This window comes from Lentzea kristufekii (assembly GCF_033949925.1).
Taxonomy (GTDB): Bacteria; Actinomycetota; Actinomycetes; order Mycobacteriales; family Pseudonocardiaceae; genus Lentzea; species Lentzea kristufekii.
The window spans coordinates 67,489-93,750 of sequence record NZ_JAXAVV010000026.1; the positions used below are offsets into that span (position 1 = coordinate 67,489).

Sequence of the window (26,262 nt, forward strand, 5' to 3'; positions counted from 1 at the left end):
CATGGATTCGTCTTCCACTCGGTGGCCAGATTGATCACCACCGCCAAGGCCGACATGACAACCGCAACCGCGATCGTTGGCGCAACCACCCGCACAACCACCGAACGCCCAGCCACAACCCCTCCTACGCTCCGATGCTCTACGGCCACATAGGCTGCAGTCGTACCCGCACTACCTCATCGCGTCGTAACCGTCTCGTATAACGCTGCTGAGCGTGCGGTCATCGCTGGCACCCATGTGGTCCCACAACCTCGCTGATTACGGAAAGTGGAAAGGTGTGGAACACCGACAGGTTCTTGGCATCGAGACCGCTCGTTCGCGCAGGTCAACCACACGGCAGCGTTCAATCGACACCTCCGCGCGATCGAACTGCGTGACCGGACTCAGTCCGCATAGGTTCGTCTCTTGCGTCTGAACACGGGGCACGACACGCGAGCTCCAGTCTGTTGCCTTACCGGTCCCAGTCACGAGGTTGGTACTCCCGGCGTCGGGAGTACCAACGAACACGCTTTGAGCGCTTGCCGCGGGACGGTGAGACTTCCCATCGTCGACCAGCGTTGTCGATCAAGAGTGCCCACTTGACCCGGCAGTCAAGGCCGCGGAACCACTCGGGTTGCACGGCTGAATCGGGAGCCAGATGCGCGAAGTTGAAGTCCTGGGACCACGTCTTGGTATCACCGGGTGGGATGCGCATCCGCTCGATGAAGATCTTCAAGACATCTGTTCCAGGCTCGAAAGACCACACCGGCAGATCGGGATAAGACTGCTCATGATCGGTGACCATCCACCTGTTGTGCAGTTCGTAGGCAACCTGGATCACGTCGACTGGTAGGTCAGTCGAGTTCCGGATGAAGAAGTTGACCTTGCAATTCTCAACCCTGTCTTGGTCGGTTGGTGCCTTGCGCTCCCACTCGGTGGTGGCCCAGATGCCGATGCGATCGACCTGGGCGCGTTCTCGTTCGTTGCGGTCACGTATGAAGACCGAGAACGCGACGAGGAGGGAACCCGCTCCGAGCCATGCCGGAACGTTGCCCCAGTCCACTGACATGGGCCGGACCGTAACAGCGTCGCCAGCCTGAATCTTGGCGCTGAGTGGTACGAGCGCGCGTGTCGAGACTTGCTACGTGGTGAGGGCGCTCGGCTGCCGCGCCCATGGACAGCTCAACGCCTTGACGGCGTCGACCAGCCCACAGGCTTGCCCTCGAAGCATGCCGGCTCAGTGAGTTGGAGGCGGCTGCAACGGGTCCTGGTCGAGCTTGAGGCGCTTGAGGAGTTCGACCGCGTTCGATTGCGCATTGGTTCCTCGGGCAGCTTCGAGTAGCCGACCAAGGACAGGAGCGCGTAGTGGTTGAGGTGGAACAGGTGTCGCATCAGATCCGAGGCTGCCGGACCGTCCACCCGCACGCATTCACCGCTCGGCAGGCGATCGTCAACGAGAGCGGGTTGGCCGTCTACCTCACGGACGTTGAACCGCGTCGAGGTGTTGGCCAGCTTGCGCAGCAGACCAACCTGAGCGTCGTACTGCTCTGCCTGCTGCCACGTCATCCGCACCCGGACATGATCGCACAGGTGTTCGAATGAAGGTCAAGCTTCATTCAAGCGCGAATTGTTTCGGCGGCTCGATAAGGCCGTCCAATGTGGACTGACTTGGGCCGTCTGGGGGCCGTCGAACAACCCTCAAGGACGACAAACGACGCTGACCAACGAACAAGGTTCTCGCTGGTCAGCGTCGTTGTCGGGGTTTTGACCTCAGCCTTGCTTGGTCTCCCAGAAGATCTTGTCGATCTGCGCGATCAGGTCGAGCAGGGCCTGGCCAGAAGCCGGGTCCATGGACCCCTTCGTGCCGCTCGCGCCCGCGGCCTTGGTGGCGCGGTTGAACAGGTCGTGCAGCTCGGGGTACTTCTCGAAGTGCGGCGGCTTGAAGTAGTCCGTCCACAGCACCCACAGGTGGTGCTTGACGAGCTCGCTGCGCTGCTCCTTGATCAGGACAGCGCGCTCCCGGAACTCCGGGTCCTCGTTGGCCTGGTACTTCTCCTGGACCGCCTTGACCGACTCGGCCTCGATGCGGGCCTGCGCCGGGTCGTAGACACCGCACGGCAGGTCGCAGTGCGCGGTGGCTTCGACGCGCGGGCGGAGAATGCGCGACACGAGTCGCATCGTTCCTCCCAGAGTGAAAACAGTGGATGCTCCGACAGGTAGGAACCCTACTCCGGCTGATCGAAGGGTGATCGTTGAGACCGCGCCTCTCCACCGTGCTCGTGCGGGGTCCGTCGATGGCCCCTGCCCTGCGCAACGACGACATCGTGCTGGTCAAGTGGGGTGCGAGGCCCAAGCCGGGGCAGATCGTGCTGGTCAAATGGGCCAGCAGACCCGATCAGCTGTCGGTGAAACGCGCCTCCCACGAAGTGGACGGGGGGTGGCACGTGGTGGGAGACAACCCCTTCGCGAGCACCGACTCCGAACACCTCGGACCTGCGGAGGTGCTCGGAGTCGTCAAAGCTCGACTATGGCCGAGGCCCGGTTTCAGGCTTTGAGGGACGCGTACAGGGCCAGGCAGTCCTCGTAGCGCGGCAGCACGCCGGCTTCGTAGGCCTCGGAGAGCGTGGGGGCCGAGGTGTCCTTCTCCGACAGCTGGAACTCGAGCTCGCGCGGCCACGGCAGGTCGAGCGCCGGGTCGAGCGGCGTCAGGCCGTGTTCGCCGGACGGGGTGTAGACGGTGGAGCAGAGGTAGTTCATCGTCGTGTCGTCTTCGAGGGCGATCATCGCGTGGCCGAGGCCCTCGGCGAGGTAGACCGCGTTGCACTTCTCGGAGTTCACCAGCACGGCGTCCCACTGGCCGAACGTGGGCGAGCCGACGCGGATGTCCACGATCACGTCGATGAACGAGCCGCGCGGGCAGAAGACGTACTTCGCCTGGGACGGCGGCACGTCCGCGTAGTGGATGCCGCGGATCGTCCCCGCACGGGAGACGCTGTGGTTGGTCTGGGCGACCCGGAACGGGTGCCCGACCGCCTCCACGAAGGCGGCCTCCTGGTACGGCGAGACGAACACACCGCGGTCGTCGGGAAATGTCCGAGGGGTGAACTCGAAAGCGCCGTCAATTTTCAGCGAACTCGCCTGCATGCCGTCACTCTAAGGCGTCAATCTTTCTTGACCGATCGGGTGCTTCCTGCCTGCAGAAACTGACCGGTCGGTGCAGAAAACCGGACGGACGTCTTGCTACATGCCCTCTGACCTGCGGAAAAAGTGTGATCCCCACCGCAGACAGCAACGCGCGACCCTGCCACACTTCCGTCACCCGCATCACTCGGGCGCTTCTCCGACGCAACTCGTCGGAGGGCATCGACCGAGTTTCCAGGCCCCGTGTACCCGGCGTGACAACGCTGGGCCGGTGCGCCGTCTGGTGATGAGCCCATGTTGGGCCACTACGCCGCCCGCACCGCAGGAGGGACGCCGTGACAGCAGTGAACGAAGCCCGCACCGAGAACTCCGATCCGACGCAGCTGACGGACGAGGAGATCTTCAACGCGCACCTGGGCGGGAAGCTCGAGGTCGGCGCGACCGCCTCGCTGGCTGACCCGAAGGCGCTGTCCATCGCGTACACACCTGGTGTCGCACGAGTGAGCAAGGCCATCGCGGAGGACCCCTCGCTCGCCGCGAAGTACACGTGGGCGCACCGCCTGGTCGCCGTCGTCAGCGACGGCACCGCGGTGCTCGGTCTCGGCGACATCGGCCCGAGCGCGTCGCTGCCCGTCATGGAGGGCAAGTCCGCGCTGTTCAAGACGTTCGGCGGCCTCGACTCCATCCCGCTCGTGCTCAACACGACGGACGTGGACGAGATCGTCGAGACGCTCGTGCGGCTGCGCCCGTCGTTCGGCGCGGTCAACCTGGAGGACGTCTCCGCCCCGCGCTGCTTCGAGCTGGAGCGGAAGCTGATCGAGGCGCTCGACTGCCCGGTCATGCACGACGACCAGCACGGCACGGCCGTCGTGTCGCTGGCAGCGCTGAACGGCGCGAACACCGTCCTCGGCAAGAACATCGGTGACCAGCGGGTGGTCATCTCCGGTGCGGGCGCCGCGGGCATCGCGATCGCCAAGATCCTCATAGCCGCCGGCGCCGGCGACATCACGCTGCTCGACTCGCGCGGCATCGTCCGCACGGGCCGGGCCGGTCTCAACCCGGTCAAGGAGGAGATCGCGAAGGTCACGAACTCCAGCAACCTCGACGGTGGCATCGACGTGGCGCTGCGGGGCGCGGACGTCTTCATCGGCGTCTCGTCGTCCAAGGTGTCCGAGGACCTGATCGCGAGCATGGCGAGCGGCTCGATCGTCTTCGCGCTGTCGAACCCCGACCCCGAGGTGCACCCGGAGGTCGCCGCCCGGCACGCCGCGATCGTGGCCACCGGCCGCAGCGACTTCCCGAACCAGATCAACAACGTGCTCGCGTTCCCCGGCATTTTCCGCGGGGCTCTCGACGCGGGTGCGCGACGGATCACGGAAGGCATGAAACTCGCCGCCGCGGATGCCATTCTCGCGGTCGCGAAGGATGATTTGGGCCCAGACCGAATTGTGCCCTCGGCATTGGACCCGCGCGTCGGACCCGAGGTCGCGGCGGCTGTGGCCGTGGCCGCGAAGGCCGACGGAGTCGCCTGATCCAGCCCGTTCATTTGCCACCTTTTTGCATCTGCACGAGTACCGGAACCACGAACGTGGCTTTTCGTTAACCCGTGCAGGGGTGGGCGATGACGCTCTGAAGCGCTACCGTCCCTCTCCTCGGGTGTTCACCCGAGGAGAGGGTTCGTGTTTGCCGCCGTTCGGGTGCCGTTGTCGTGCCCACCCGAATTGCCGCGGGCGGTGGATGCGGGAGAGGGTGGGCCGGTGCCCAAGTGGGTGGGACGCGCGACGGTGGTGAACGGCCGTGCACGGACGGCTGTCCCGGAGAACGGGAAACCTCCGATCACGTTGGACGGGTTGACCCTGCCCGACGCGCCGTCGTTGCTCGTCGACGCCAAGGGTGTCGTCATGCAGGCGAACCCCGCAGCTGTGGAGCTCGCGGTCGCGCAGGGTGCCGACGACCTCGTCGGGCACCCGCTCGGTGACCTGCTCCTCGGCAACTCCGCCGACCTGAGGCTGCTGCGCGCGGACGGCACCGAACTGCCGGTGCGCGTCGCCCGGCACGCCGTTCCCGGCACGGGCCTGCAGGCCGTCCTGCTGATCGACGTCTCCGACCTCGCCTCCGCCGCGGACGCGCTGCGCGACGAACAGCGCCGGCTCCGCAAGGTGCAGAAGGTCGCGAACCTGGGCTCGTGGGAGTTCGACCCCCGGACCGGCCTGACCGTCTGGTCGGACACGCACTACGAGCTCCTCGGCCTCGAACGCGGCGCCGTCGTGCCGGGCGCGCAGGCCGTTCTCGACGTCGTGCACCCGGACGACCACCAGATGGTCGAGACGTACTGGCACGGTCGCGAGATCACCGGCGACCCGATCGACATCGAGTACCGGATCGTCCGCCCGGACGGCCAGCTGCGGTGGATCCGCGGTGTCGCCGAGGCGAGGCTGGACGACGTCGGCGGCCTGGACAAGATCACCGGCTACATCCGGGACATCACCGAGACCAAGCGCGCGGCCACCGACCTCGCCCAGGAACGGGCGCGGCTGCTGGAGGCGCAGCGCATCGCCCGCATCGGCAGCTGGGCCTACGAGACCGGCACGCGTGCCGTGCACCGCAGCGAAGTGCTGCTGGAGATGTACGCCGAGCTCGGCATGACGCCGGACGACGACCTGCTCAGCGGCGTGCACCCGGACGACCGGGAGGCCGTCAAGGCGCTTCGCCACTCGTTGCTGCACGCGAGCGACGGGGAACCGGTCGAGGTCGAGGTCCGCAGCGAGGTCGGCGAGCGCGTCTACATGTGCCGCGCCCGCGCGGAGATCGCGCCGTCGGGCCGCGTCGAGCGCTACCACGGCACGATCCAGGACGTCACCGAAGCGCGTGCGCTGGAACGCCAGATGCGCGAGGACCGCCGGAGACTGGCCGACGCGCAGCAGGCCGCCCGCCTCGGCATGTGGGAGTGGAACCCGGTCAGCGGCGAGGTCGTGTGGTCGGACATGCTGCGCGACCTCTACGACATCCCCGCCGAGGTCGACGGCAACTACCAGTACTACCTCGACCTGGTGCACCCCGAGGACCGGGGCTGGGTCGACGACCTGTGGCGCCAGCTCGCGGTCGACGAGATCGCGGTGCAGTGCGAACACCGCGTGATCCGCCGCGACGGATCGACGCGCATCTTCCGCTGCCACGGCATGATCGTCCACGACCCGCGCGGCAAGCAGCTCGCCGTCGGCACCGCTCAGGACGTAACCGAGCAGCGCGCCGCCGAAGCGCGCATGAAGCGTTCCTCGCAGCGCTTCACCGACCTCGTGTCCGTGACACCGGTGGGCATCGGCCTGTTCGACGAGGGCGAGCGCCTGGTCGACGCCAACGACGCGTTGTGCGACCTGCTCGGCATGGAACTGGAACAGCTGCGCGGCATGACCGCCGAGCAGCTCACCCATCCCGAGGACACCTCGCCCGGCCTGCAGTGGGCCGCCGAGCGCACGCAGAAGATCCCGCAGCGCATCCTCGTCCGCCCGGACGGCGAGAAGGTCTACTGCGAACTGCACATCGCGCTGTCCGTGCAGGACGACGGCCGCCGCTTCTGGCTGATCGTGTTCCTGGACATCACCGAACGCCGCCGCGCCGCCGAGGCGTTGCGCCACCAGGCCACCCACGACGAGCTGACCGGCCTGCCGAACCGCGCGCTGGTGAAGGAGATCCTCGGCAAGCTGCTGGAGGGCCCCGGCCGGTCCAAGGTCGCCGTCCTCTTCTGCGACATCGACAACTTCAAGCGCGTCAACGACTCCCTCGGCCACGACGCGGGCGACGAGCTCCTGGTCGCCCTGGCGCGACGCCTGGAAGGCGGCCTGCCGGACGGCTGCACCGCCGCCCGGCTGTCCGGCGACGAGTACGTGATCATCGCCGAGGACCTCGACGCCGTGGGCGGCGTCGACGCCCTGGCGACACGGGTCGCGTCACTGCTGAGGACCGCGGTCCCGGTGCACGGCCAGCTGGTCAGGGTCTCGGCCTCGATCGGCGCGGCCGTGCCGAACGGCTCGCGCGCCAACGGTGCCGACCTGCTCAGGTTCGCCGACGCCGCGATGTTCGAGGCGAAGCGCGCCGGCGCCGGACGGGTCTCGCTGGCCTCGGCCGCGTTGATCGCGTCCGCGGACCGCCAGGTGCACCTCGAAGGCCAGCTGCGCGAGGCCCTGCAGAACGACGGACTGGCGCTGCACTACCAGCCCGTCGTGGGCGTCGACGGCGCCGTCCTGACCGCCGAGGCACTGGTGCGCTGGCCGCACCCCGATCGCGGACTGCTGCCGCCGGACGTGTTCCTGCCGGTCGCCGAGCAGGGCGACCTGATGCGCGAACTCGACCGCTGGGTGCTGCGGACGGCGTTGAAGGAGGCCGCGACCTGGCCCGCGCCCGACGGCCGCCCGGTGTCGGTCGCCGTGAACCTCGCCGGCCTGGTGCCGGGCGATCCGGAGTTCGTCGACATCGTGTCGACCGCGATCATGGAGTCCGGCGTCCCGTGGGAACGCGTGGTGCTGGAACTGGTCGAGACCGCGTTCGTCGACCTGCCGTCCCGGGTCCGCCAGTCGATGGACGAACTGGTGAAGCGCGGCGTGCAGTTCGCCGTCGACGACTTCGGCACCGGCTACTCGTCGCTGGCCCGCCTGAAGGACCTGCCTGCCCAGATCATCAAGGTGGACCGGCGCTTCGTTTCGGGTGTGGGCAACGACTCCTCGGACTTCGCCGTCGCCCGCGCCGTGGTGGACATGGCCCGCGCGATGGGACGCAAGTGCGTCGCGGAGGGCGTGGAGACCGCTACCCAGTTCCACGTCCTGCGCGGTGTCGGCGTGGACGCGTACCAGGGCTGGTTGTTCTCGCGTCCGGTGCCGCCCAAGGAGTTCCGCGCGGTGCTAGCTCTCGGGCCGCTCCACATACCCCGCGCTGGCTGAGATCTCCGGCAGCAGTGCCGCGATCCGGTGCCTGGGCAGGTCGACCAACCGCAGTTCGAGGTCGTCCTGCCGCACCGGGGCGTTGTCGATGATCTCCGCGGCCTGCCTCTTGGTCAGCACGCCCTGCGACGCGGTGATCAACGCCTCGCGCCAGCTGTTGCGCAGCTTGCCGTGCGCCTTCATCAGGACCTCGCGGACCGCGCGCTCACCCAGTGACAGCGTGCCGGTCAGCACCTGATCGGCGACGACGATCGTCGTCCTGGCATCCGGGTTGTTGCGCAGGAACTTCAACTTGAACCGGGTCGCCACCAGCTCCTGCAGCTCCGTCTGCCCGGCCTCCGACGACACCGCCGGGTGGTTGTTCGGCACCAGGCAGGCCAGCCGCGCGGGCGACGAGGCGAGGAGCGTGCGCAGCAACCACGGGCCGGGGTCCGCGGACAGGTCGACGGCCAGGGAGGCCGCACCCTTGCCGACGGGCTCGGCCCAGCCGGCCGGACGGGGCTTCGGCGGCGGGGAGGACTCCGGGCGGGGAGCGAGATCCGACAACGCGGACAGAGCTTCCGGCGACGGGCCGGACGACTCCACGGACTGCGCGCCGTGCGTGTAGATCCGCGTGCCACCGGACACCGCGCGGCGTCCCGTGGGACGGCACACGTAGAGGTCGGCGGCCGAGCCGATGGCCTGCGCGCCGTCGAAGCGGTGGAACGCGGGCAGGATCGCCTCGAACACCAGGCCGAGCTTCTGCAGTTCCTGCTGCACCTTCAGGCCGAGGGCCGGCGTGCGGTCCGAGAAGCCGTACGCGAGCAGCAGGCGCCCCGAAGCGATGTCCTCCAACGCCTCGATGCCGCGGCCGGCGAACAGGCCCATGCCCTCCGGCGAGTAGGGCGGGTCGCTGAAGACGAGGTCGAAGGACTCGAGAACCGAGGCGGGCAAGCCGAAACGCATGTCGCAGTGCAACGTTCGGATGTCGAGCCTGCGCGCGGCGGCCCGCGAGTCGATGAACTCCAGCAGGCGCTCGTCCAGGTCCACCACAGTGATCGACACGTGCGGGTTGACCGCGGCGACGGCCAGCGAGGTCAGGTCGTGGTCGCCCAGGCACAGCAGGCGCCTGCCCGTCAGGTCGTACGCCGAGTCCAGCCACACCGCGCGGTTCAGCGCCGTCTCGGCCGTCGCCTGCACGTGGTCCAACGAGGACAACGGCGGCGGGACGTCGGCGATGTCCACGAGGATCTGGCGCAACACGTCCGTGTGGTCGCGGACACCCGAGACGCCGAAGGCGGACCGGTACGAGGCCACCAGACCGGGAGCGATGCGGTAACGATCGCCTGAAGATTCGGCGTCCTCACCGAGGGCCTTGAGCAGGTCCTGCACGGTGCGGCGGGGCACAGCGGGCAGGCGCACGAGTTCGGCCAGCGGGTGCCAGTCCTCACTGAGCAGGGACAACACCTCGCGGAGCTTGCGGGCGTGCACGCCGCGCTCTGCTACCAACTGCCGAACCTGATCGATCGTCACAAGCGGTAAACCATACGGGCCTTGACGTGCTCCGCTGCCCGAAGGCCTGGGGAGCTTCCTGCTTCCTCGCCCTGGGCCTCTCCATGGAGAGGGCTTACCTGGGCTCCACAGGCATTTCGCTTCTCCGCCCGCCCGGCGGTGAGGATGTTGAGCGCCGCATTGCGGTCACGATCGTGCGCCGCCCCGCATCCAGGGCAGGTCCACGATCTGATTCCCAGCGGCATCGCGTCCATGAGGTGACCGCAGCTTGAACAGGTCTTCGAGCTGGGCAGCCAACGGGACACAGCCCGCACTGTTCGGCCATACCGCTCGGCCTTTTCGTGCAGGAGCCGGATGAACTGTGCCCATCCGGCGTCGGAGATGGCCCTGGCCAGGCGGCGGTTCGCGACCATGCCCACGATGTTCAGGTCCTCCACGTAGACCGCTTGGTTCTCGCGGATCAGGATGAGGGCCTGTTTGTGGTGATGGTCCCGCCGGGTGCGGGCGATCTTGGCGTGTTGCGCTGCCAGCTTTCGTCGCGTCTTCTCTCGATTGGCGCTGCCTTTGACTCGGCGGTGCTTCTCACGTTCAAGCCGGGCCAGCCTGCACAGCTTGCCTGCCAGGTGTCTGGGGTTGGCGATGGTCAGGCACTGCCCGTCCGTGTCGGCGACGACGGCCAGACGGGAGATCCCGAGGTCGACTCCGGCTTCCCCGTCGATCTGCGGTAGCGGTGTCGGATCGACGTCCACGACGAACGAGGCGTAGTAGTGGCCGTCCGGTTCGAGGATGATCGTGAGCGAGCTCGGATCGGAGGGCAAAGGCCGAGACCAGCGCACGCGCACATCGCCGATCTTGGCCAGGTAGAGCTGGCCTCCAGCGCGTAGAACGAACCCGTTGCGTGTTAGCCGGAACGTCTGCCGGGAGTCCTTGCGGGACTTCAGCCTCGGCCGTCCCATTCGGCGGCCTCTGCGCCGCTTCGTCAGAGAATCGAAGAAGTTTCGGTACGCCTGATCCGCGTCGCGTACCGATTGCACCAATGCCACCGACGCCACCTCGCGCAACCACACGCGATTCACGGTTGCCTTCGCCTCAGTGATCACACGGCGCTGCACGTCAGTCGGGGTGAGCTTCTCGCCGGCCAGGTGCGCGGCTTCCCGGCAGCGGATCGCGTCGTTGAAGACCACTCGTGCGCACCCGAACGTACGTGCCAGCATGCCGCGCTGAACCTCGGTCGGTTCGATCCGGTAGCGATACCGCGCCAGCACGTCTGTCACCTTAGCCGTGAGAGTCTCGGCAGTTCGCTACGGTCTGCATCGGCTCCAGCACTCGTTGTTGATCTTTCCCCTGGCTGCGCCGGATGAAACGCTCGGGCCGTCACATAGTGGAACGCTGTGCCGGGGTACGCCGAACGAGTTAAGGTCTTTGGGATCTACATCCAGGGCGGCCCAATCGGGGTGGTCGTCACGACCGGAGGGATCCGAAGGGTGATCGAGTTCCGGGCCGTAACCAAGCGGTTCGAGGACGGGACCATCGCTGTCGACGAGCTCGACCTCACGGTCGAGGCGGGCACCATCACGGTGTTCGTCGGTCCTTCCGGCTGTGGCAAGACGACGTCCCTGCGCATGGTCAACCGCATGATCGACCCCACGTCGGGCACGATCCTGGTGGACGGCAAGGACGTCCTGACCGTCGACCCGCCCACCCTCAGGCGCGGCATCGGCTACGTGATCCAGCAGGCGGGCCTCTTCCCTCACCGCACGGTGCTGGACAACGTCGCGACCGTGCCTCTTCTGTCCGGTTGGGACAAACGCAAGGCGCGCACGCGTGCGGCCGAACTGCTGGAGATCGTCGGGCTGGACCCGGCGTTCGGCAAGCGCTACCCGGCCCAGCTCTCCGGAGGCCAGCAGCAACGCGTGGGTGTCGCCCGCGCGCTCGCGGCCGATCCGCCGGTGCTGTTGATGGACGAGCCGTTCAGCGCCGTCGACCCGGTGGTCCGCGAGGACCTGCAGAACGAACTCCTTCGCCTGCAAGCGGAACTGGACAAGACGATCGTGTTCGTCACGCACGACATCGACGAGGCGCTCAAGCTCGGCGAGCGCGTCGCGGTGTTCCAGACGGGCGGGCACCTCGCTCAGTACGCGAAGCCGACCGAGCTGCTGGCCGCGCCCGCCAACGACTTCGTGGCCTCGTTCGTCGGACGCGACCGCGGCTACCGCACCCTCACGTTCCTGCACGCGGACGTGCCCGTGCATCCCGTCGCGACCGCCAAGCTCGGTGAGCGCGTCACCGTAACCGACTGGACGCTCGTCGTCGACGAGGAGAACCGGCCGAAGGGCTGGCTGTCCGGTGTGGACGGTGAGGTCGAGGTCGCCGAGAAGGACCTGATCTCCGGCGGCTCGCTCTACGACGGCACGACGTTGCGCGGTGCGCTCGACGCGGCGCTCAGTTCGCCGTCCGCGCTCGGCGTGGTCGTCGACGGTGCCGGTGCGGTCACGGGCGTGGTCCACGCCGGCGACGTGATCAAGGCGCTCGCGAAGGCCCGCGCGGCGGGTGAGGTCCCGAAGTGACCTGGATTTTCGAGAACTGGGAAAGGTTCTGGGAAGTCACCGAGGTGCACCTCCGGCTCTCCGTCGTGCCGGTGCTGGTCGGTTTCGTGCTCTCCATCCCCCTCGGGTGGTGGGCGAGCCGGTCGCAGACGGCGCGCGCGATCCTCTTCCCGTTCGCCAACGTCCTGTTCACGATCCCGTCCATCGCGCTCATCGTGATCACGCCGGTGCTGCTCGGCGTGAAGATCCTCGACGAGATCAACGTCATCGTGCCGCTGGTGGTCTACACGGTCGCGCTGATGGTGCGCGCGGTCGCGGACGCGCTGGCCGCGGTGCCGGGCAACGTCGTCGCCGCGGCGAACGCGATGGGGTTCCGTCCTCTGCGGCGCTTCCTCACCGTCGACTTCCCGCTGGCCCTGCCGGTCACGATCGCGGGCCTGCGGGTCGCGACCGTGTCGAACATCAGCATGGTCAGCGTGGGCGCGCTCGTCGGGCTCGGCGGCTACGGCCAGCTCTTCACCGAGGGCTACCAGACCGACAACACCAACAAGGTCCTCGCGGGCCTGATCGGCACGGTCGTGCTGGCGGTGCTCGCGGACGGACTGCTGTTGCTGATCGGACGGCTGCTCACGCCGTGGGCACGGGCGGGGAGGTGAGCTGAGATGGGCTGGCTCTTCGATCCCGCGCACTGGTCCGGCTCGACCGGGATTCCGGTGCGGTTGCTGGAGCACTTCGGCTACACGCTGCTGACCCTGGTGATCGCGGCGCTGATCGCGGTCCCGCTCGGCGCGTTCGTCGGGCACACCGGCAAGGGCGGGTTCGTGATCGTCGGACTCTCCAACGCGCTGAGGGCGCTGCCGACCACGGCGGTGCTGATCCTCGTCGTGCTGTGGGCGGGCCTGGGTGACTTCCCGGTGTACGTCGCGCTGGTGCTGCTGGCGATCCCGCCGATCATGGCGGGCACGTACGCGGGCGTCCGCGCGGTCGACCCGGTGACGGTCGACGCCGCGAGGGGCGTCGGGATGCGCGAGTCGGGCGTGCTGCTCCAGGTGGAGATCCCGAACGCGCTTCCGCTGATCTTCGGCGGTTTCCGCGGCGCCGCGTTGCAGGTGGTCGCGACCGCCACCATCGCCGCCTACACCGGCGCCGGTGGACTCGGCAGGTTCGTCTTCGACGGCCTCGCCCTGCAGGATTTCGGACAGATGCTCGCCGGCGCGGTGCTCGTGGCACTGCTCGCCGTTCTCGTCGACCTGGGGTTCGCCGGCCTGCAACGGCTGACGGTCTCGCCAGGATTGCGTCCAGTGGGAACCGGAGGAAACAGATGAAGCGCATCGCCACGGCTGTCGCTGCCGTGATGCTTCTGTCGGCGTGCGGTGGTGACCCGCTGACGGGCGGCGCCAACAACCCGGCCCCGACGGACACCATCGTCGTGGGTTCGGGCAACTTCCCGGAGTCGCGCCTGCTCGCGGAGATCTACGCGGAAGCGTTGGCCGCCAAGGGCGTCAAGGTGTCCAAGAAGCTGAACATCGGTAACCGGGAGCTGTACTACAAGGGCGTGCAGGACGGCTCGATCGACCTGATCCCGGAGTACTCCGGTGTACTTCTCAAGTACATCAACAAGGAAGCGCAGGAAGTCGGCTCCGACGAGGTGTACGCGGCGCTGAAGAAGGCGCTGCCGCAGAACCTCATCGTGCTCGACAAGTCGTCCGCGGAGGACAAGGACGCCGTTGTCGTCACGAAGCAGATCGCGGCCCAGTACAGCCTCAAGTCGATCGACGACCTCGTGCCGTACTGCAAGGACATGGTCTTCGGCGGCCCGACGGAGTTCCAGAGCCGCGCGGACGGCCTGCCGGGCCTGAAGGCCAAGTACGCCTGTGAGTTCAAGGAGTTCAAGGCCCTCGACGTCGGCGGCCCGCTGACCGTCGCCGGCCTGAAGGACAACACGGTGCAGGCGGCCGACCTGTTCACGACGGACGCGGCCATCAAGGCCAACGAGTTCGTGGTGCTGGAAGACCCGAAGAACGTCTTCGCCGCGCAGAACGTGTTGCCGCTCATCAACGAGAAGAAGGCGTCGCAGCAGGTCCGCGACACCCTCAACGCCATCTCGAAGAAGCTCGACACGAAGGTCCTGCTGGAGCTGAACCAGAAGCTCTCGGCGCCGGACAAGCCGGAGCCGGAGAAGGTCGCCAAGGAGTGGCTCGCCTCCGCGGGCATCTGATCGCGTTCTGACGACCGCCGGCCCGCAGGCTTACACCTGCAGGTCGGCGGTTTTCGCTTGTACGCCCATGTAGATGAACGTGTCTTCGTAGCCCAGCGAGTGGTTCACGCGGAGCATGTGCTCGTTCTCGCTGCTGACGCGCGTGTAGATGGTCTTGACGCCGTGCAGGTTGTGCAGCATGTGCGCCTTGATCAGCCTGCCGAGTCCTCGGCCGCGATGGCCCGGCAGCACGACGGTGCTCAGCTGCTCGGCCACCGCGGGCACGGTCAGGTCCAGCTCGACGACCGTGACGCCGGCCGCCGCGCCCTCGTGCAGCAGCAGGACGATCCAGCGGTCCGCGACGGTGACGGCCTCGTCCTTCCGGACGCTCTCGATGGTGTTGCCCGCCAGATCGAGCATCGTCTCGCCCTGCGGTGCGTCGCTGATCCCGTTGAGCGCCAGGACGTACGCCTCGACGAACTCCTCCGGCGCCACGTTCTTCCACGAGACCAGCTCGTAGCCTGCCGGAAGCTCACCGGCCTCCGGCAGGTCGATCAGGTCGAGTCGTTGCCGGGTCATGGAGGAGATGACCCGGAATCCGTGCGCGGCGGCGAACGGCTCCGCCGGGCTGTCCTTGAACACGCTCCACGACTCGATGACGGTGCGCCCGCTCAACAGGGAGCGCATGGCGCGAAGCAACGCTGTACCGATGCCACGGCGGCGGTACGCGGGAAGCACGACAACGTTGGCATTGGCGAGGTCCGCGTGCGCCTCTGCCTCGGAGATCCGCACCTCGGCGTAGCCGACGATCTTTCCTTCTTCTCGCGCCACGACGAAGCGCGCAGGTTCGAATCCGATGTCGTCGCGGTGCTCCCACAGGGCGACGACGGACTCGTAGAGCGGCCGTTCCTTGCCGGGCGAGCCCTCAACCGACCAGGTCGCCACGACCTCGTGGAGGCCGCGCCGGTCCTCCTCGGACGCGGAGGAGAAATCCAGTTCCTCGATCTGTTCGGTTATAGCCCCCATGCACGCTATGCAACCAGACCGTTGCTCTCCGTCCAAGCCCTGATGGCGGCCGCGATCTCCTTCGGCCGGTCCTCCTGCGCGTGGTGCCCGGCCTCACCGGCCGCCACCACCTCCAGTGCCGCGATGTTCTCGGAGCACCATGCGGCCAGCTCAGGGGTGATGAGCAGCGTCGGCGCGTTCTCGAAGGTCAGCAACAACTTCGGTACCTCCGAGGTCGCGAGCCACCTGCCGTAGGCCTCCTTGCGCGGCACCAGGGCAGGCGGGTCACCGTCGACCGGCAGTTGCTGCGCCCACGCCAGCACCGGGCGCCGGCTCTCCCGGTCGGGGAACGGTGCCAGGTACGCGGCCATGTCCTCGTCCGAGACCGGTGTGCGCACGCCGCCGGTGAACGCCTGACGAATGACGGTGTCCTGGTCCAGCACCAGTTCCTCGGCCAGGCCGGGGGTCCGCAGCCTGCGCATCCGCTCCTGCGCGGCGGGCTGCAGGTCGGCGGACCTCAGGGGCTTCACCATCGTCTCGAAGAACGCGATGCCGGCCACGCGCGAGGGATGCCGGGCGGCCCAGTCGAACGCGAGCGCGCCGCCCCAGTCGTGGCCGACCAGGACCACCTGGTCCAGTTCGAGGGCGTCGAACCACGCGTCGAGGTACCGGGAGTGGTCGTCGAACGAGTAGCCGATGGCCGGCTTGCCCGATCTGCCCATGCCGATGAGATCGGGGGCGAGCCCGCCCAGTTCGGGCAGGACGTTGCGCCAGGTGTGCGACGAGGCGGGATTGCCGTGCAGGAACACGAACGGCGCGGAGCCGTGTTCTTCGTGGTGCATGGTCGAGTCGAGGACGGGAACGACGGGCATCGAAGGCTCCTCAGTCGAGGGGAACGGCGAGCAGTGCGAGCAGTTCGCCGGAGAAGGCGGAGGTGCGGTCGCCCAGCGGCGCGAGCAGCCGATCCAGCAACGAGCGGACCAGTGCCACGGCGGGCTCGACCGTCTCAAGGCCCTGAGGGGTCAGGGACAGCCGCACGGTCCGTGTGTCGACGGCGTCCCGTGTGCGCGAGATGAATCCCGATGCTTCCAACGAACGCGCCAGCTTCGAGACGTACAGCGCTTCCAGGCCCGTGTGATCGGCCAGTTCGCGTTGGGAGGGCCGGTCCAGCGCCAACAGCGATGACAGGACGACGTACTGCGCGTGCGTCAGCCCAAGGGGGTCCAACGCACGGTCAACGGCCGTCCGCCACTTCATCGCCAGACGCCACACGAGGTGTCCAGGCGTCGGTTCAGCACTGCTCATGGCAGATACGGTACATGGCTACTATGTACATGGCTACTATCCGGAGGCCGCGTGACCGCCGATCCGGAGCGTCAGTTCCTCGGCCGCCTTGTGCACCTCTTTGGCCAGGTCGGGCCACGTCTGGCCGCACGGTGTGTCGCAGACGTGCCGGAACGTCAGCGTGATGGCCGCGATCGGCCGCTCGCCGTGGTCGAACACCGGCGCCGCCACCGAGGCGAACCCGGCCGTCACGAACCCGTCCTCGACCGACCAGCCCTGCCGCCGTTCCAGCGTCAGCAGCCGCCGCAACGCGGGCAGGTTGTGCGGGCCGCGTCCGGTGCGGTCGACGAACGAGGCCACCGACGGCAGCAGCGCCCTGACCTGCGCCGGAGGCAGGTGCGCCAGCATCGCGCGGCCCGAGGCCGTCAGGTGGGCGGGCAGCCGGACGCCGACGTCGGACACGATCGACTGCGGCTGCCGGGGCTGCTCGCGCACGAGGTACAGGGCCTCGGCGCCGTGCAGGACGCCCAGATGCGCGACCTTCTCCATCCGATCGGCGAGCTTGCGCAGCAACGGGCGGGCCAGGCGCTCCAGCGGATCGTGCCGCAGGTAGGCGGAGCCGAGTTCGAACGCCGCGACGCCCAGGCCGTAGCGCTTCTCCTCGGGGAAGTGCGTCGCGAAGCCGGCCTCGGTCAGCTCCGACAGCAGGTGGTAGGTCGTGGACCTGGGCAGATTGAGCTCGCGCGCCACCGACGCCGCGGAGACGGGTCCCGGTCTGCCCGCCAGCAGCCGGAGGACTGCCAACCCTCGCCGCAGCGCGGGAACGTCACTGCTGCTGCCCACGTCAGTGATTTTCCCATGTGATGCACCCCACGCCGTTACGACATCAGGGCACACTCAACAGAACACGCCCGGGGAGCGTTGGAGGGGCGTGACGGTTTTGAAGGGGGTCGGGATTGACACCGAGTTTCGATGACTTCGTGGCAGCACAGGTGACCCCGTTGCTGCGCTATGCCACCGTGCTCACGTGCGACCCGCACCTGGCCCAGGACGTGGTCCAGGAAGTGCTGCTGCGCGCGCAGCAGAAGTGGGACCGCATCGGATCAGTCGACCTCCCTCACGCCTACGTCAAGCGCATGGTGACCAACGAGTACCTCTCGTGGCGCAGACGCAGGGCCGCCAAGGACGTCGCTCTCTGCATGACGACGCTCGAGTCCGTCACCCCGCCCGTCGGCGACAAGACGCACCACTACGACGAGCGGGAAGCAATGTTGCAGCGGATCGCGAAGCTGCCCCGCAAACAGCGGGCCGCCGTCGTGCTCCGCTACTACGAGAACTACGAGGACTCGGAGATCGCACAGATGCTCGGTTGTGCCGAGGGAACCGTGCGCAGCCACATCTCGCGTGCGCTGGCCACACTCCGCCTGGACCACACGCCGGAACCCGCTGGAGTCGGGTTGCGGCTCGGGGAGGGCCTGTCGTGAACGACACCGAACAGCTCATCAAGGAGGCACTCGGTCAACTGGCCGAGCGCACCCCGCATCCGGGCCCGACGCTGAACGCCCTGCGGCGCAAGCGGAAGAGGCAGCGGAACAACATCTTCCTGATCGCCACGGCCGGCATGGCCGCGGTCGTCGTCCTGATCTTCGCGGGCGTCATCGCCAGCGACAGGTACACGCCGCCGAACCCGAACGACGCCGCTGCCGCGCTCGTGCCGGACAACGCGACCGGGGCGCTCAAGTACCAGCCGCACTGGCTGCCGACGGGCTTCACCGAGACCCTCCGTGCCGCGCACGACGGCAAGACCACGCGTGTCTGGGTGCCGTCGGACGCCCCTGCGGACGCCCCGCAGATCGACGGACCGAACATCCAGCTCTCGAGCGGTCAGGGCTACGGGGGCCGTGCAGATGGATGGCAGAACACGACCGTGCGCGGGCTCAATGCCCGTGTGCAGGTGAACGGCAGCACGGCGATCGTCGAGTGGAAGGCGCAGGAGACGCTGGTCGTCCAAGTCCAGGACGTGGGCGACTCGAGGGACACGGCACTGCGCGTCGCCGACTCCGTGCGTGCGGACTCGAACGCGACCTTCCAGGCGCCGTTCAAGCTGAAGGACAGGCAGGCGGACGTGTTCAGCGGGTCGAGTCCTGGTGACTGGCGCGCCAAGATCTCCGCCGAGCCGATCGAGGTGACGGTGACCTCGCGCGCACCGTTCGCCTTCGGCACGCAGACCTCTCCGGTGGCGGTGCGCGGCAAGACCGGGACCGTCGACGGCTCGACCGTGTGGGTGCAGGAGGGCGATCTTTGGATCAGGGCGACGAGCCTTGAACCCGGGAAGTCGGTGGACGAGCTGGTCGCGGCGGTCAACGACGTCGAACTCGCCTCGAACGTCGACACCGGCTGGATCCGCAAGAAGTAGTCCGTCTGGCATCTCAGACACGATCGGGCGCTCCGGGGTCGCTGACTCGGCCCCGGAGCGCTGTGATGTCTCCATGCGACAACCGGTGGAGCTGGGTCCGAAGCCTCTGACCCTCGAGGACGTTCATGCCGTCGCCCGCGACGGCGCCCCGGTGGAGATCACCGCGGCGGCCCGCGAGGCGGTCACCACCGCCCGTGGCCACATCGACCAGCTCGCCACGGCCGAACGCCCCACCTACGGCGTCTCGACCGGGTTCGGCGCGCTCGCCGTCCGGCACATCCCGCCGGACCGCCGTGCCCAGCTGCAGCGGTCGCTGATCCGCTCGCACGCCGCCGGTTCCGGTCCCGAGGTCGAACGCGAGGTCGTGCGGGCGCTGATGTTGCTGCGCCTGCGCACGCTCTCGACCGGCCACACCGGCGTCCGCTTGTCCACTGTGGACGCGATGGCCGGGATGCTGAACGCGGGCATCACCCCGATCGTGCACGAGTACGGCTCGCTGGGCTGCTCGGGCGACCTCGCGCCGTTGTCGGCGAGTGCGCTCGCGCTGATGGGCGAGGGCATGGTCCGCAACTCCCGCGACGAGCTCGTGCCCGCGGCCGAAGCCCTCGCCGAAGCCGGCATCGAACCCGTGCAGCTGGCCGAGAAGGAAGGCCTCGCGCTGATCAACGGCACGGACGGCATGCTCGGCATGCTGTCGCTGGCGATCGCCGACTTCACGAGGCTGCTCGACATCGCCGACCTCACGGCCGCGATGAGCGTCGAGGCCCTGCTGGGCACCGACCGGGTCTTCGAGCCGGAGCTGCACGCGCTGCGCCCGCACCCCGGCCAGAACCTGTCGGCCGCCAGGATGCTCGCGTTCCTCAAGAACTCCGAGATCGTCGCCTCCCACCGCGGCCCGGACTGCACCCGCGTGCAGGACGCGTACTCGCTGCGCTGCTCCCCGCAGGTGCACGGCGCGGCGCGCGACACCGTGGCGTACGCGGCGACGGTGGCCGACCGCGAGCTGGCGTCCGTGATCGACAACCCGGTCGTGCTGGCCGACGGCCGCGTCGAGTCCAACGGCAACTTCCACGGTGCCCCGGTCGCCTACGTGCTGGACTTCCTGGCCATCCCGCTCGCGGACGTGGCCTCGATCGCCGAGCGCCGCACCGACCGCATGCTCGACGTCTCCCGCTCGCACGGCCTGCCGCCGTTCCTCGCCGACGACCCCGGCGTCGACTCCGGCCACATGATCGCCCAGTACACCCAGGCGGCGATCGTGTCCGAGCTCAAGCGCCTGGCCGTGCCGGCGTCCGTCGACTCGATCCCGTCCTCCGCGATGCAGGAGGACCACGTGTCGATGGGCTGGTCCGCCGCCCGCAAGCTGCGCAAGGCCGTCGACGGGCTCACCACCGTGCTGGCCGTCGAACTGCTCACCGCCGCGCGGGCGCTCGACCTGCGCGCGCCCCTCAAGCCCGCCCCCGCGACGGCCGCCGCCGTGGCGAAGTTGCGCGAGACGGTCCCCGGCCCCGGCCCCGACCGCCACCTCGCCCCCGAGATCGCCGCCGCCGAGGCCCTGATCCGAAGTGGAGCCCTGTAATGGCTGTTCGCGCTGACCGCGGCACCGAACTGACCGCGAAGAACTGGTCGACCGAGGCCGCTCTGCGGATGTTCCACAACAACCTCGACCCGGACGTCGCCGAACGCCCGGAGGACCTCGTCGTCTACGGCGGCACCGGCAAGGCCGCGCGCGACTGGCCGTCGTTCGACGCGATCACCCGCGAGCTCAAGAACCTCGAAGCCGACGAGACGTTGCTCGTGCAGTCCGGACGCCCGGTCGGCGTCATGCGCACGAACGAGTGGGCACCGCGCGTGCTCATCGCGAACTCGAACCTCGTGCCGGACTGGGCGAACTGGCCCGAGTTCCGCCGCCTGGAGGCCGAGGGCCTCACGATGTACGGGCAGATGACCGCCGGTTCGTGGATCTACATCGGCACCCAGGGCATCCTGCAGGGCACGTTCGAGACGTTCGCCGCCGTCGCCACCAAGCGCTTCAACGGCACGCTGCGCGGCACGCTCACGGTCACCGCGGGCCTGGGTGGCATGGGTGGCGCGCAGCCGCTGGCCGTGACGATGAACGAGGGCGTCGCGCTGTGCATCGAGGTCGACCCGCACCGCGCCCAGCGTCGCCTGGAGACCCGCTACCTCGACGAGATCGCGGACGACCTGGACTCGGCGATCGAGCGCGTGCTGGCCGCCAAGGCCGCCGGTGAGGCCGTGTCCGTCGGTGTCGTGGGCAACGCGGCGGAAATCCTGCCGGAGCTGCTGCGCCGCGAGGTCGCCGTCGACATCGTCACGGACCAGACCTCGGCGCACGACCCGTTGGCGTACCTGCCCGTCGGTGTCCCGCTGGAGGAGTGGCAGGACTACGCCGCCGCGAAGCCCGAGGAGTTCACCGACCGCGCCCGCAAGTCGATGGCCGAGCACGTCGAGGCCATGGTCGGGTTCATGGACCGCGGCGCCGAGGTGTTCGACTACGGCAACTCGATCCGGGGTGAGGCGCAGCTCGGCGGCTACGACCGCGCGTTCGCGTTCCCCGGTTTCGTGCCCGCCTACATCCGGCCGCTGTTCTGCGAGGGCAAGGGCCCGTTCCGCTGGGCCGCGCTGTCCGGCGACCCCGAGGACATCGCCAAGACCGACAAGGCGATCCTGGAGCTGTTCCCGGAGAACGAGCAGCTCCACCGGTGGATCAAGATGGCCGGCGAGCGCGTCGAGTTCCAGGGCCTGCCCGCCCGCATCTGCTGGCTCGGCTACGGCGAACGGCACCTCGCGGGCCTCAAGTTCAACGAGATGGTGGCGTCCGGCGAGCTGTCCGCGCCGATCGTCATCGGCCGCGACCACCTCGACTGCGGCTCGGTGGCCTCCCCCTACCGCGAGACCGAGGCGATGGCCGACGGCTCTGACGCGATCGCGGACTGGCCGCTGCTCAACGCCCTGGTCAACACGGCCTCCGGCGCCACCTGGGTGTCGATCCACCACGGCGGCGGCGTCGGCATCGGCCGTTCGATCCACGCCGGCCAGGTCACGGTCGCGGACGGCACCGAGCTCGCCGCGCAGAAGATCGAGCGCGTGCTGACCAACGACCCCGGCATGGGCGTCATCCGGCACGTCGACGCCGGGTACGACGAGGCGAAGTCGGTGGCTTCGGACAAGGGCGTCCGCATCCCGATGGAGGGCTGAGAATTGTCAGACCTCGCTGGGACAATTGAAATTGGGGGACCCCCTGGAGGGGACCCCTGCGTAAGCCTGCCGATGGAGGCGTGATGCTCGACCAGATCGCGGACGTCGGGCGTGACACCAAGCGTGGCGGCTACTCCCGGCACGGCTACGACAAGCCGGAGCTGGAGCTGCGGCACTGGTTCGTCGAGCAGGCCGTCAAGCGCGGCCTGAACGTCGAGACCGACCAGAACGGCAACCTCTGGGCGTGGTGGGGCGAGCGCGGCGACAACGCGCTCGTCACCGGCAGCCACCTGGACTCGGTGCCCGGTGGCGGCGCGTTCGACGGTCCGCTCGGGGTGACCAGCTCCCTGCAGGCCGTGGACCTCCTGCAGGCCAAGGGGTTCAAGCCCGCGCGGCCGTTCGCGATCACCGTCTTCGCCGAGGAGGAAGGCGGCCGGTTCGGTGTCGCGTGCCTCGGTTCGCGGCTGCTGACCGGCGCCATCTCCCCGGAGAAGGCGTTGGCGCTCAAGGACCCGGACGGCATCACGCTGGCCGAGGCCATGAAGGCGGCCGGGTACGACCCGGACCTCGTCGGTCGTGACGAACGCGCGTTGAGGCGCATCGGCCAGTTCGTCGAGCTGCACGTCGAACAGGGCCGCGGCCTGACCGTTCCGGTCGGTGTCGCGAGCAGCATCCTCGCGCACGGCCGGTGGCGCTTCACGTTCTCCGGCGAGGGGAACCACGCCGGAGCGACGTTGATCGAAGACCGCCGCGACCCGATGCTCCCGGCCTCACAACTCGTCCTCGCCGCTAGGAAGGCGGCCAGGGGTGGCGGGCGTGCCACCGTGGGAAGGCTCGTCCCCAACCCCGGTGGCACGAACGTCGTCGCGTCCACAGTGGACGTCTGGCTGGACGCCCGGGACAGCGACGACGCGCGCACCCGTGCGATGGTCGCGGAGATCTCCGAGGCGGCTCACCAGGCCGCCGAGGAAGAGGGCTGTGAGGTCACCATCACCGAGGAGTCGTACGGCGACACGGTGCACTTCGACTCCGCGCTGCGCGACGACATCGCCGGGGCGCTCGGTGACGTTCCGGCGTTGCCGACCGGTGCGGGCCACGACGCGGGCATCCTCGCCGCGCACGTGCCCACCGCGATGCTCTTCGTGCGCAACCCCACCGGCGTGAGCCACGCGCCGGAGGAGTTCGCCGAGCAGGCCGACGTCGATCGTGGCGTCAAGGCTCTAGCCGCCACGATCGAACACCTCGGCTCTTGACTTCTCTCCCAGGTGAATCAGGGAGATTCTTCCCTCGCGGGTCGAGTTTTCTGCTTCGCAGCCCGTTGCCGCCTGGGTTACCAGCAAGGGACGGTGTACCGCCCACGGTCTTACACAAGCTCCACAGACCTGACATCCCACCAGCCCGGCGGTAGACCCTGCCGACTTGGTTATCGCCGACCGGGCGCCACAACTCTACAAGCCGCTCCACCAACCGCCCGACCTAGGGGTCAGAGCACGATCTTTCGCCCTGGGGCGAAACCTCGTCCTTGTCCTGCCCCGCAGGGGTCCCATTTCCTTTCCTCCCCGGCCTGAAGGCCGGGGTGTCCACGGAGGAATCAGATGAACTTCTGGTGCGAGCGAGCCTGGTTGCCCGCCGGGCTCGCCGAGCGCGTCCTGATCAGGGTCGAGAACGGCGTGATCTCCAACGTGTCCACAGTGGACACCATTCCGCTCGGTGTGCGCCGTCTGCACGGCATCGTGGTGCCGGGCTTCGCGAACGCGCACTCGCACGCGTTCCACCGCGCGCTCAGGGGCCGGACGCACGACGGTGGCGGCACGTTCTGGACGTGGCGCGAGGGCATGTACGCGCTGGCGTCGAAGCTGACCCCGCAGTCGTACTACCGCCTGGCCCGCGCGGTCTACGGCGAGATGGCGCTCGCCGGGGTGTCCGCCGTGGGCGAGTTCCACTACGTCCACGACGGGTCGAACGAGTTCGGGTACGCCCTGCGCGAGGCGGCGAAGGACGCCGGCATCCGCCTGACCCTCCTCGACACCTGCTACCTCGCGGGCGGCATCGACCAGCCCGTGAACGAGGTGCAGCGGCGCTTCTCCGACGGCACCGCTGAGGCGTGGGCGTCCAGGGTCGCGGAACTCCGATCCGACGACGTGATGCGCGTCGGTGCCGCGATCCACTCGGTCCGCGCCGTCCCGCGGGCCGAGCTCTCCGTGGTGGCGCAGGCGTTCCCGGACGCCCCGCTGCACGTCCACCTCTCCGAGCAGCCCGCTGAGAACGAGGCCTGCCTCGCCGCGTACGGCCTCACGCCGACCGGACTCCTGCACGAAGCCGGTGCGCTTTCACCTCGGACAACGGCCGTGCACGCCACGCACCTGACGCCCGAGGACATCGCGCTGCTGGGCGGCTCCGGCACGGGCGCGTGCTTCTGCCCGACGACCGAGGCGGACCTGGCCGACGGCATCGGGCCGGCTCGCGAACTGGCCGACGCCGGCAGTCCCCTCTCGCTGGGCAGCGACCAGCACGCGGTGATCGACCCGCTGCTGGAAACCCGCGCCCTGGAACACAACGAGCGGCTCCGCACCGGTCAGCGCGGCCGGTTCTCGCCGGCCGAACTGCTCGGCGCGGCCACCCGTCACTCGGCGCTCGGCTGGGACGGCGGGCGGATCGAGCCGGGTGCGCCGTGCGACCTCGTGGCGGTCAGCTGCTCGACGCCGCGCACCGCGGGTTCGTTGCCGCAGCAGGTTCTCCTGTCGGCGACGGCGTCCGATGTGGACACCGTGGTCGTCGGCGGCAGGGTGGTCGCCGCAGGGGGAGTGCACGAGACCCTGGGTGACGTCGGCAGGCTGCTGGCGGACGCGATCGAGGAGCTGTGGGCATGAGCGTGCTGATCACCGGCATCGGTGAGCTGACCACGAACAGCGAGGTCACCGGTGACGCGCTGGTGATCGACGGCGCGGAGATCGCCTGGGTCGGCAACGCGGACAAGGCCCCCGCCGCCGACGAACGGGTCGACGTCGAGGGCCGCGCGGTGCTGCCCGGCTGGGTCGACAGCCACACCCACCTGGTGTTCGCGGGCGACCGGACCGCCGAGTTCGGCGCGCGCATGGCCGGCAAGCCCTACACCGCGGGCGGCATCGCCGTGACCGTCAACGCGACCCGTGCCGCGACCGACGAGGAACTGGCCGCGGTCGTGCGCAAGCACGTCGCCGAAGCCCTTAGCCAAGGAACGACGTTCATCGAGACGAAGACCGGTTACGGCCTGAACGTGGCCGACGAGGTGCGGTCGGCCCGCATCGCCGCCGGGCAGGCCGACGAGGTCACGTTCCTGGGTGCCCACCTCGTGCCGCCGGGCGAGGACGCGGACACGTACGTCGACCTGGTCCGCGGCGAGATGCTCGACGCCGTCGCGCCCCTGGTGCGCTGGGCGGACGTGTTCTGCGAGAAGGGCGCGTTCGACCACGACCAGTCGAAGGCCGTGCTCCAGGCGGCCGCGGCGAAGGGCCTCGGCCTGCGCGTCCACGGCAACCAGCTCGGCGAGGGTCCCGGCGTGCGGCTGGCCGTGGAACTCGGCGCCGCCTCCGTCGACCATTGCACGTACCTGTCCTCAGCGGACATCGACGCGCTGGCGTCGTCCGACACCGTCGCCACGCTGCTCCCGGCGTGCGACCTCTCGACCCGCCAGTCGCTGCCGCCCGCCCGCGCCCTGCTCGACGCCGGTGCGACAGTGGCGCTCGCCAGCAACTGCAACCCCGGCTCGTCGTACACCTCGTCGATGGCGTTCTGCGTGACGACAGCGGTCCTGCAGATGCGGATGAGCGTCGAGGAAGCGGTCTGGGCGGCGACGGCGGGCGGCGCGCAGGCGTTGCGGCGCACCGATGTCGGTGTCATCAGGCCTGGTGCGCGGGCGGACCTCCACGTGCTGGACGCACCCTCGATCACGCATCTGGCCTACCGTCCGGGCGTCCCGTTGACGCACTCGGTGTGGCGTCGGGGGGAACGCGCCAATTGAGACAGGCGTCTCATCACCCTTCGTGTGGGCCTACTGGCGGAAGGTGCGGG

24 protein-coding genes are annotated in these 26,262 nt (G+C 68.8%); 15 read left to right on the top strand and 9 right to left on the bottom strand.

From position 1 onward, the window contains the following. Positions 1-451: 451 nt before the first annotated feature. Positions 452-1,048, bottom strand: coding sequence for a hypothetical protein (locus tag SK571_RS37805; RefSeq protein ID WP_319988918.1), 597 nt, complete (start codon positions 1,046-1,048; stop codon positions 452-454). A gap of 296 nt (positions 1,049-1,344) precedes the next feature. Between SK571_RS37805 and SK571_RS37810 the strand changes: the two genes are divergently transcribed. Next, entirely contained in the window at positions 1,345-1,581 is a 237-nt protein-coding gene (locus SK571_RS37810) for a hypothetical protein (protein WP_319988919.1), read from the top strand. 168 nt (positions 1,582-1,749) lie between these two features. Here the strand turns inward: SK571_RS37810 and sodN are convergent, their stop codons facing one another. Further along, a complete protein-coding gene (gene sodN, locus SK571_RS37815; protein WP_030476597.1) occupies positions 1,750-2,157 on the bottom strand; it encodes a superoxide dismutase, Ni in 408 nt (135 codons plus the stop codon). A gap of 101 nt (positions 2,158-2,258) precedes the next feature. Between sodN and SK571_RS37820 the strand changes: the two genes are divergently transcribed. Continuing rightward, a complete protein-coding gene (locus tag SK571_RS37820) occupies positions 2,259-2,534 on the top strand; it encodes a S24 family peptidase (RefSeq protein WP_319988968.1) in 276 nt (91 codons plus the stop codon). Here SK571_RS37820 and SK571_RS37825 read toward each other — a convergent pair. Beyond that, positions 2,524-3,123, bottom strand: a complete 600-nt coding sequence (locus tag SK571_RS37825) for a dTDP-4-dehydrorhamnose 3,5-epimerase family protein (protein ID WP_319988920.1) — start codon at positions 3,121-3,123, stop codon at positions 2,524-2,526. The two genes, SK571_RS37820 and SK571_RS37825, sit on opposite strands and share 11 nt — an antisense overlap. Positions 3,124-3,455: 332 nt before the next feature. Between SK571_RS37825 and SK571_RS37830 the strand changes: the two genes are divergently transcribed. Continuing rightward, positions 3,456-4,652 (top strand): NAD(P)-dependent malic enzyme, encoded by a 1,197-nt coding sequence (locus tag SK571_RS37830; RefSeq protein ID WP_406602090.1) that lies wholly within the window; start codon positions 3,456-3,458, stop codon positions 4,650-4,652. Positions 4,653-4,877: 225 nt separating this feature from the next. Then, positions 4,878-8,054: a bifunctional diguanylate cyclase/phosphodiesterase gene (locus tag SK571_RS37835; RefSeq protein ID WP_319988921.1), complete on the top strand. Its 3,177-nt coding sequence runs from the start codon at positions 4,878-4,880 to the stop codon at positions 8,052-8,054. On the opposite strand, the gene SK571_RS37840 is transcribed toward SK571_RS37835, so the two are convergent. Beyond that, positions 8,016-9,560 (bottom strand): bis-aminopropyl spermidine synthase family protein, encoded by a 1,545-nt coding sequence (locus SK571_RS37840; RefSeq protein WP_406602093.1) that lies wholly within the window; start codon positions 9,558-9,560, stop codon positions 8,016-8,018. The genes SK571_RS37835 and SK571_RS37840 overlap by 39 nt on opposite strands. 2 nt (positions 9,561-9,562) lie before the next feature. After that, positions 9,563-10,810 carry an RNA-guided endonuclease InsQ/TnpB family protein gene (locus SK571_RS37845; RefSeq protein ID WP_319988923.1) on the bottom strand — a complete coding sequence of 416 codons (1,248 nt, stop codon included), beginning with the start codon at positions 10,808-10,810 and terminating at the stop codon, positions 9,563-9,565. A 219-nt stretch (positions 10,811-11,029) separates the two neighbouring features. Between SK571_RS37845 and SK571_RS37850 the strand changes: the two genes are divergently transcribed. From SK571_RS37850 to SK571_RS37865, 4 genes are read left to right on the top strand one after another with little or no spacing between them, the layout of a single operon-like run. Then, the gene (locus SK571_RS37850) at positions 11,030-12,112 is read left to right on the top strand and encodes an ABC transporter ATP-binding protein (RefSeq protein ID WP_319988924.1); all 1,083 of its coding nucleotides are present in this window, start codon (positions 11,030-11,032) and stop codon (positions 12,110-12,112) included. Next, positions 12,109-12,747: an ABC transporter permease gene (locus SK571_RS37855; RefSeq protein ID WP_319988925.1), complete on the top strand. Its 639-nt coding sequence runs from the start codon at positions 12,109-12,111 to the stop codon at positions 12,745-12,747. The genes SK571_RS37850 and SK571_RS37855 overlap by 4 nt, the downstream gene beginning before the upstream one ends. A 6-nt stretch (positions 12,748-12,753) precedes the next feature. Beyond that, on the top strand, positions 12,754-13,416 hold the full coding sequence (locus tag SK571_RS37860; RefSeq protein ID WP_319988926.1) for an ABC transporter permease: 663 nt from the start codon (positions 12,754-12,756) through the stop codon (positions 13,414-13,416). Then, complete coding sequence (locus SK571_RS37865) at positions 13,413-14,309, top strand: ABC transporter substrate-binding protein (protein ID WP_319988927.1); 897 nt, start codon at positions 13,413-13,415, stop codon at positions 14,307-14,309. Before SK571_RS37860 ends, SK571_RS37865 begins: the two co-directional genes overlap by 4 nt. Before the next feature lie 30 nt (positions 14,310-14,339). Here SK571_RS37865 and SK571_RS37870 read toward each other — a convergent pair whose 3' ends face one another. From SK571_RS37870 to SK571_RS37885, 4 genes are read right to left on the bottom strand one after another with little or no spacing between them, the layout of a single operon-like run. Beyond that, positions 14,340-15,314 (bottom strand): GNAT family N-acetyltransferase, encoded by a 975-nt coding sequence (locus SK571_RS37870; protein ID WP_319988928.1) that lies wholly within the window; start codon positions 15,312-15,314, stop codon positions 14,340-14,342. A gap of 5 nt (positions 15,315-15,319) precedes the next feature. After that, complete coding sequence (locus SK571_RS37875) at positions 15,320-16,165, bottom strand: haloalkane dehalogenase (RefSeq protein WP_319988929.1); 846 nt, start codon at positions 16,163-16,165, stop codon at positions 15,320-15,322. 10 nt (positions 16,166-16,175) lie between these two features. After that, the gene (locus SK571_RS37880; RefSeq protein ID WP_319988930.1) at positions 16,176-16,598 is read right to left on the bottom strand and encodes a MarR family winged helix-turn-helix transcriptional regulator; all 423 of its coding nucleotides are present in this window, start codon (positions 16,596-16,598) and stop codon (positions 16,176-16,178) included. Positions 16,599-16,634: 36 nt separating this feature from the next. Continuing rightward, positions 16,635-17,420, bottom strand: coding sequence for an IclR family transcriptional regulator (locus SK571_RS37885; RefSeq protein WP_319988931.1), 786 nt, complete (start codon positions 17,418-17,420; stop codon positions 16,635-16,637). 113 nt (positions 17,421-17,533) lie between these two features. Between SK571_RS37885 and SK571_RS37890 the strand changes: the two genes are divergently transcribed. The 7 genes from SK571_RS37890 to hutI all read left to right on the top strand — a co-directional run bounded on the left by SK571_RS37890 (position 17,534) and on the right by hutI (position 26,212). Continuing rightward, a complete protein-coding gene (locus SK571_RS37890; protein WP_319988932.1) occupies positions 17,534-18,061 on the top strand; it encodes a SigE family RNA polymerase sigma factor in 528 nt (175 codons plus the stop codon). Then, positions 18,058-18,993 (top strand): hypothetical protein, encoded by a 936-nt coding sequence (locus tag SK571_RS37895; RefSeq protein WP_319988933.1) that lies wholly within the window; start codon positions 18,058-18,060, stop codon positions 18,991-18,993. The genes SK571_RS37890 and SK571_RS37895 overlap by 4 nt, the downstream gene beginning before the upstream one ends. 73 nt (positions 18,994-19,066) lie before the next feature. Continuing rightward, the gene (gene hutH, locus SK571_RS37900; protein ID WP_319988934.1) at positions 19,067-20,572 is read left to right on the top strand and encodes a histidine ammonia-lyase; all 1,506 of its coding nucleotides are present in this window, start codon (positions 19,067-19,069) and stop codon (positions 20,570-20,572) included. Then, the gene (gene hutU, locus SK571_RS37905) at positions 20,572-22,212 is read left to right on the top strand and encodes a urocanate hydratase (RefSeq protein ID WP_319988935.1); all 1,641 of its coding nucleotides are present in this window, start codon (positions 20,572-20,574) and stop codon (positions 22,210-22,212) included. The genes hutH and hutU overlap by 1 nt, the downstream gene beginning before the upstream one ends. Positions 22,213-22,295: 83 nt before the next feature. Continuing rightward, positions 22,296-23,465: an allantoate amidohydrolase gene (locus SK571_RS37910; RefSeq protein WP_319988936.1), complete on the top strand. Its 1,170-nt coding sequence runs from the start codon at positions 22,296-22,298 to the stop codon at positions 23,463-23,465. A gap of 342 nt (positions 23,466-23,807) precedes the next feature. Then, the gene (locus SK571_RS37915; RefSeq protein ID WP_319988937.1) at positions 23,808-25,082 is read left to right on the top strand and encodes a formimidoylglutamate deiminase; all 1,275 of its coding nucleotides are present in this window, start codon (positions 23,808-23,810) and stop codon (positions 25,080-25,082) included. Next, positions 25,079-26,212: an imidazolonepropionase gene (gene hutI / locus SK571_RS37920; RefSeq protein ID WP_319988938.1), complete on the top strand. Its 1,134-nt coding sequence runs from the start codon at positions 25,079-25,081 to the stop codon at positions 26,210-26,212. The genes SK571_RS37915 and hutI overlap by 4 nt, the downstream gene beginning before the upstream one ends. Positions 26,213-26,262 lie beyond the last annotated feature (50 nt).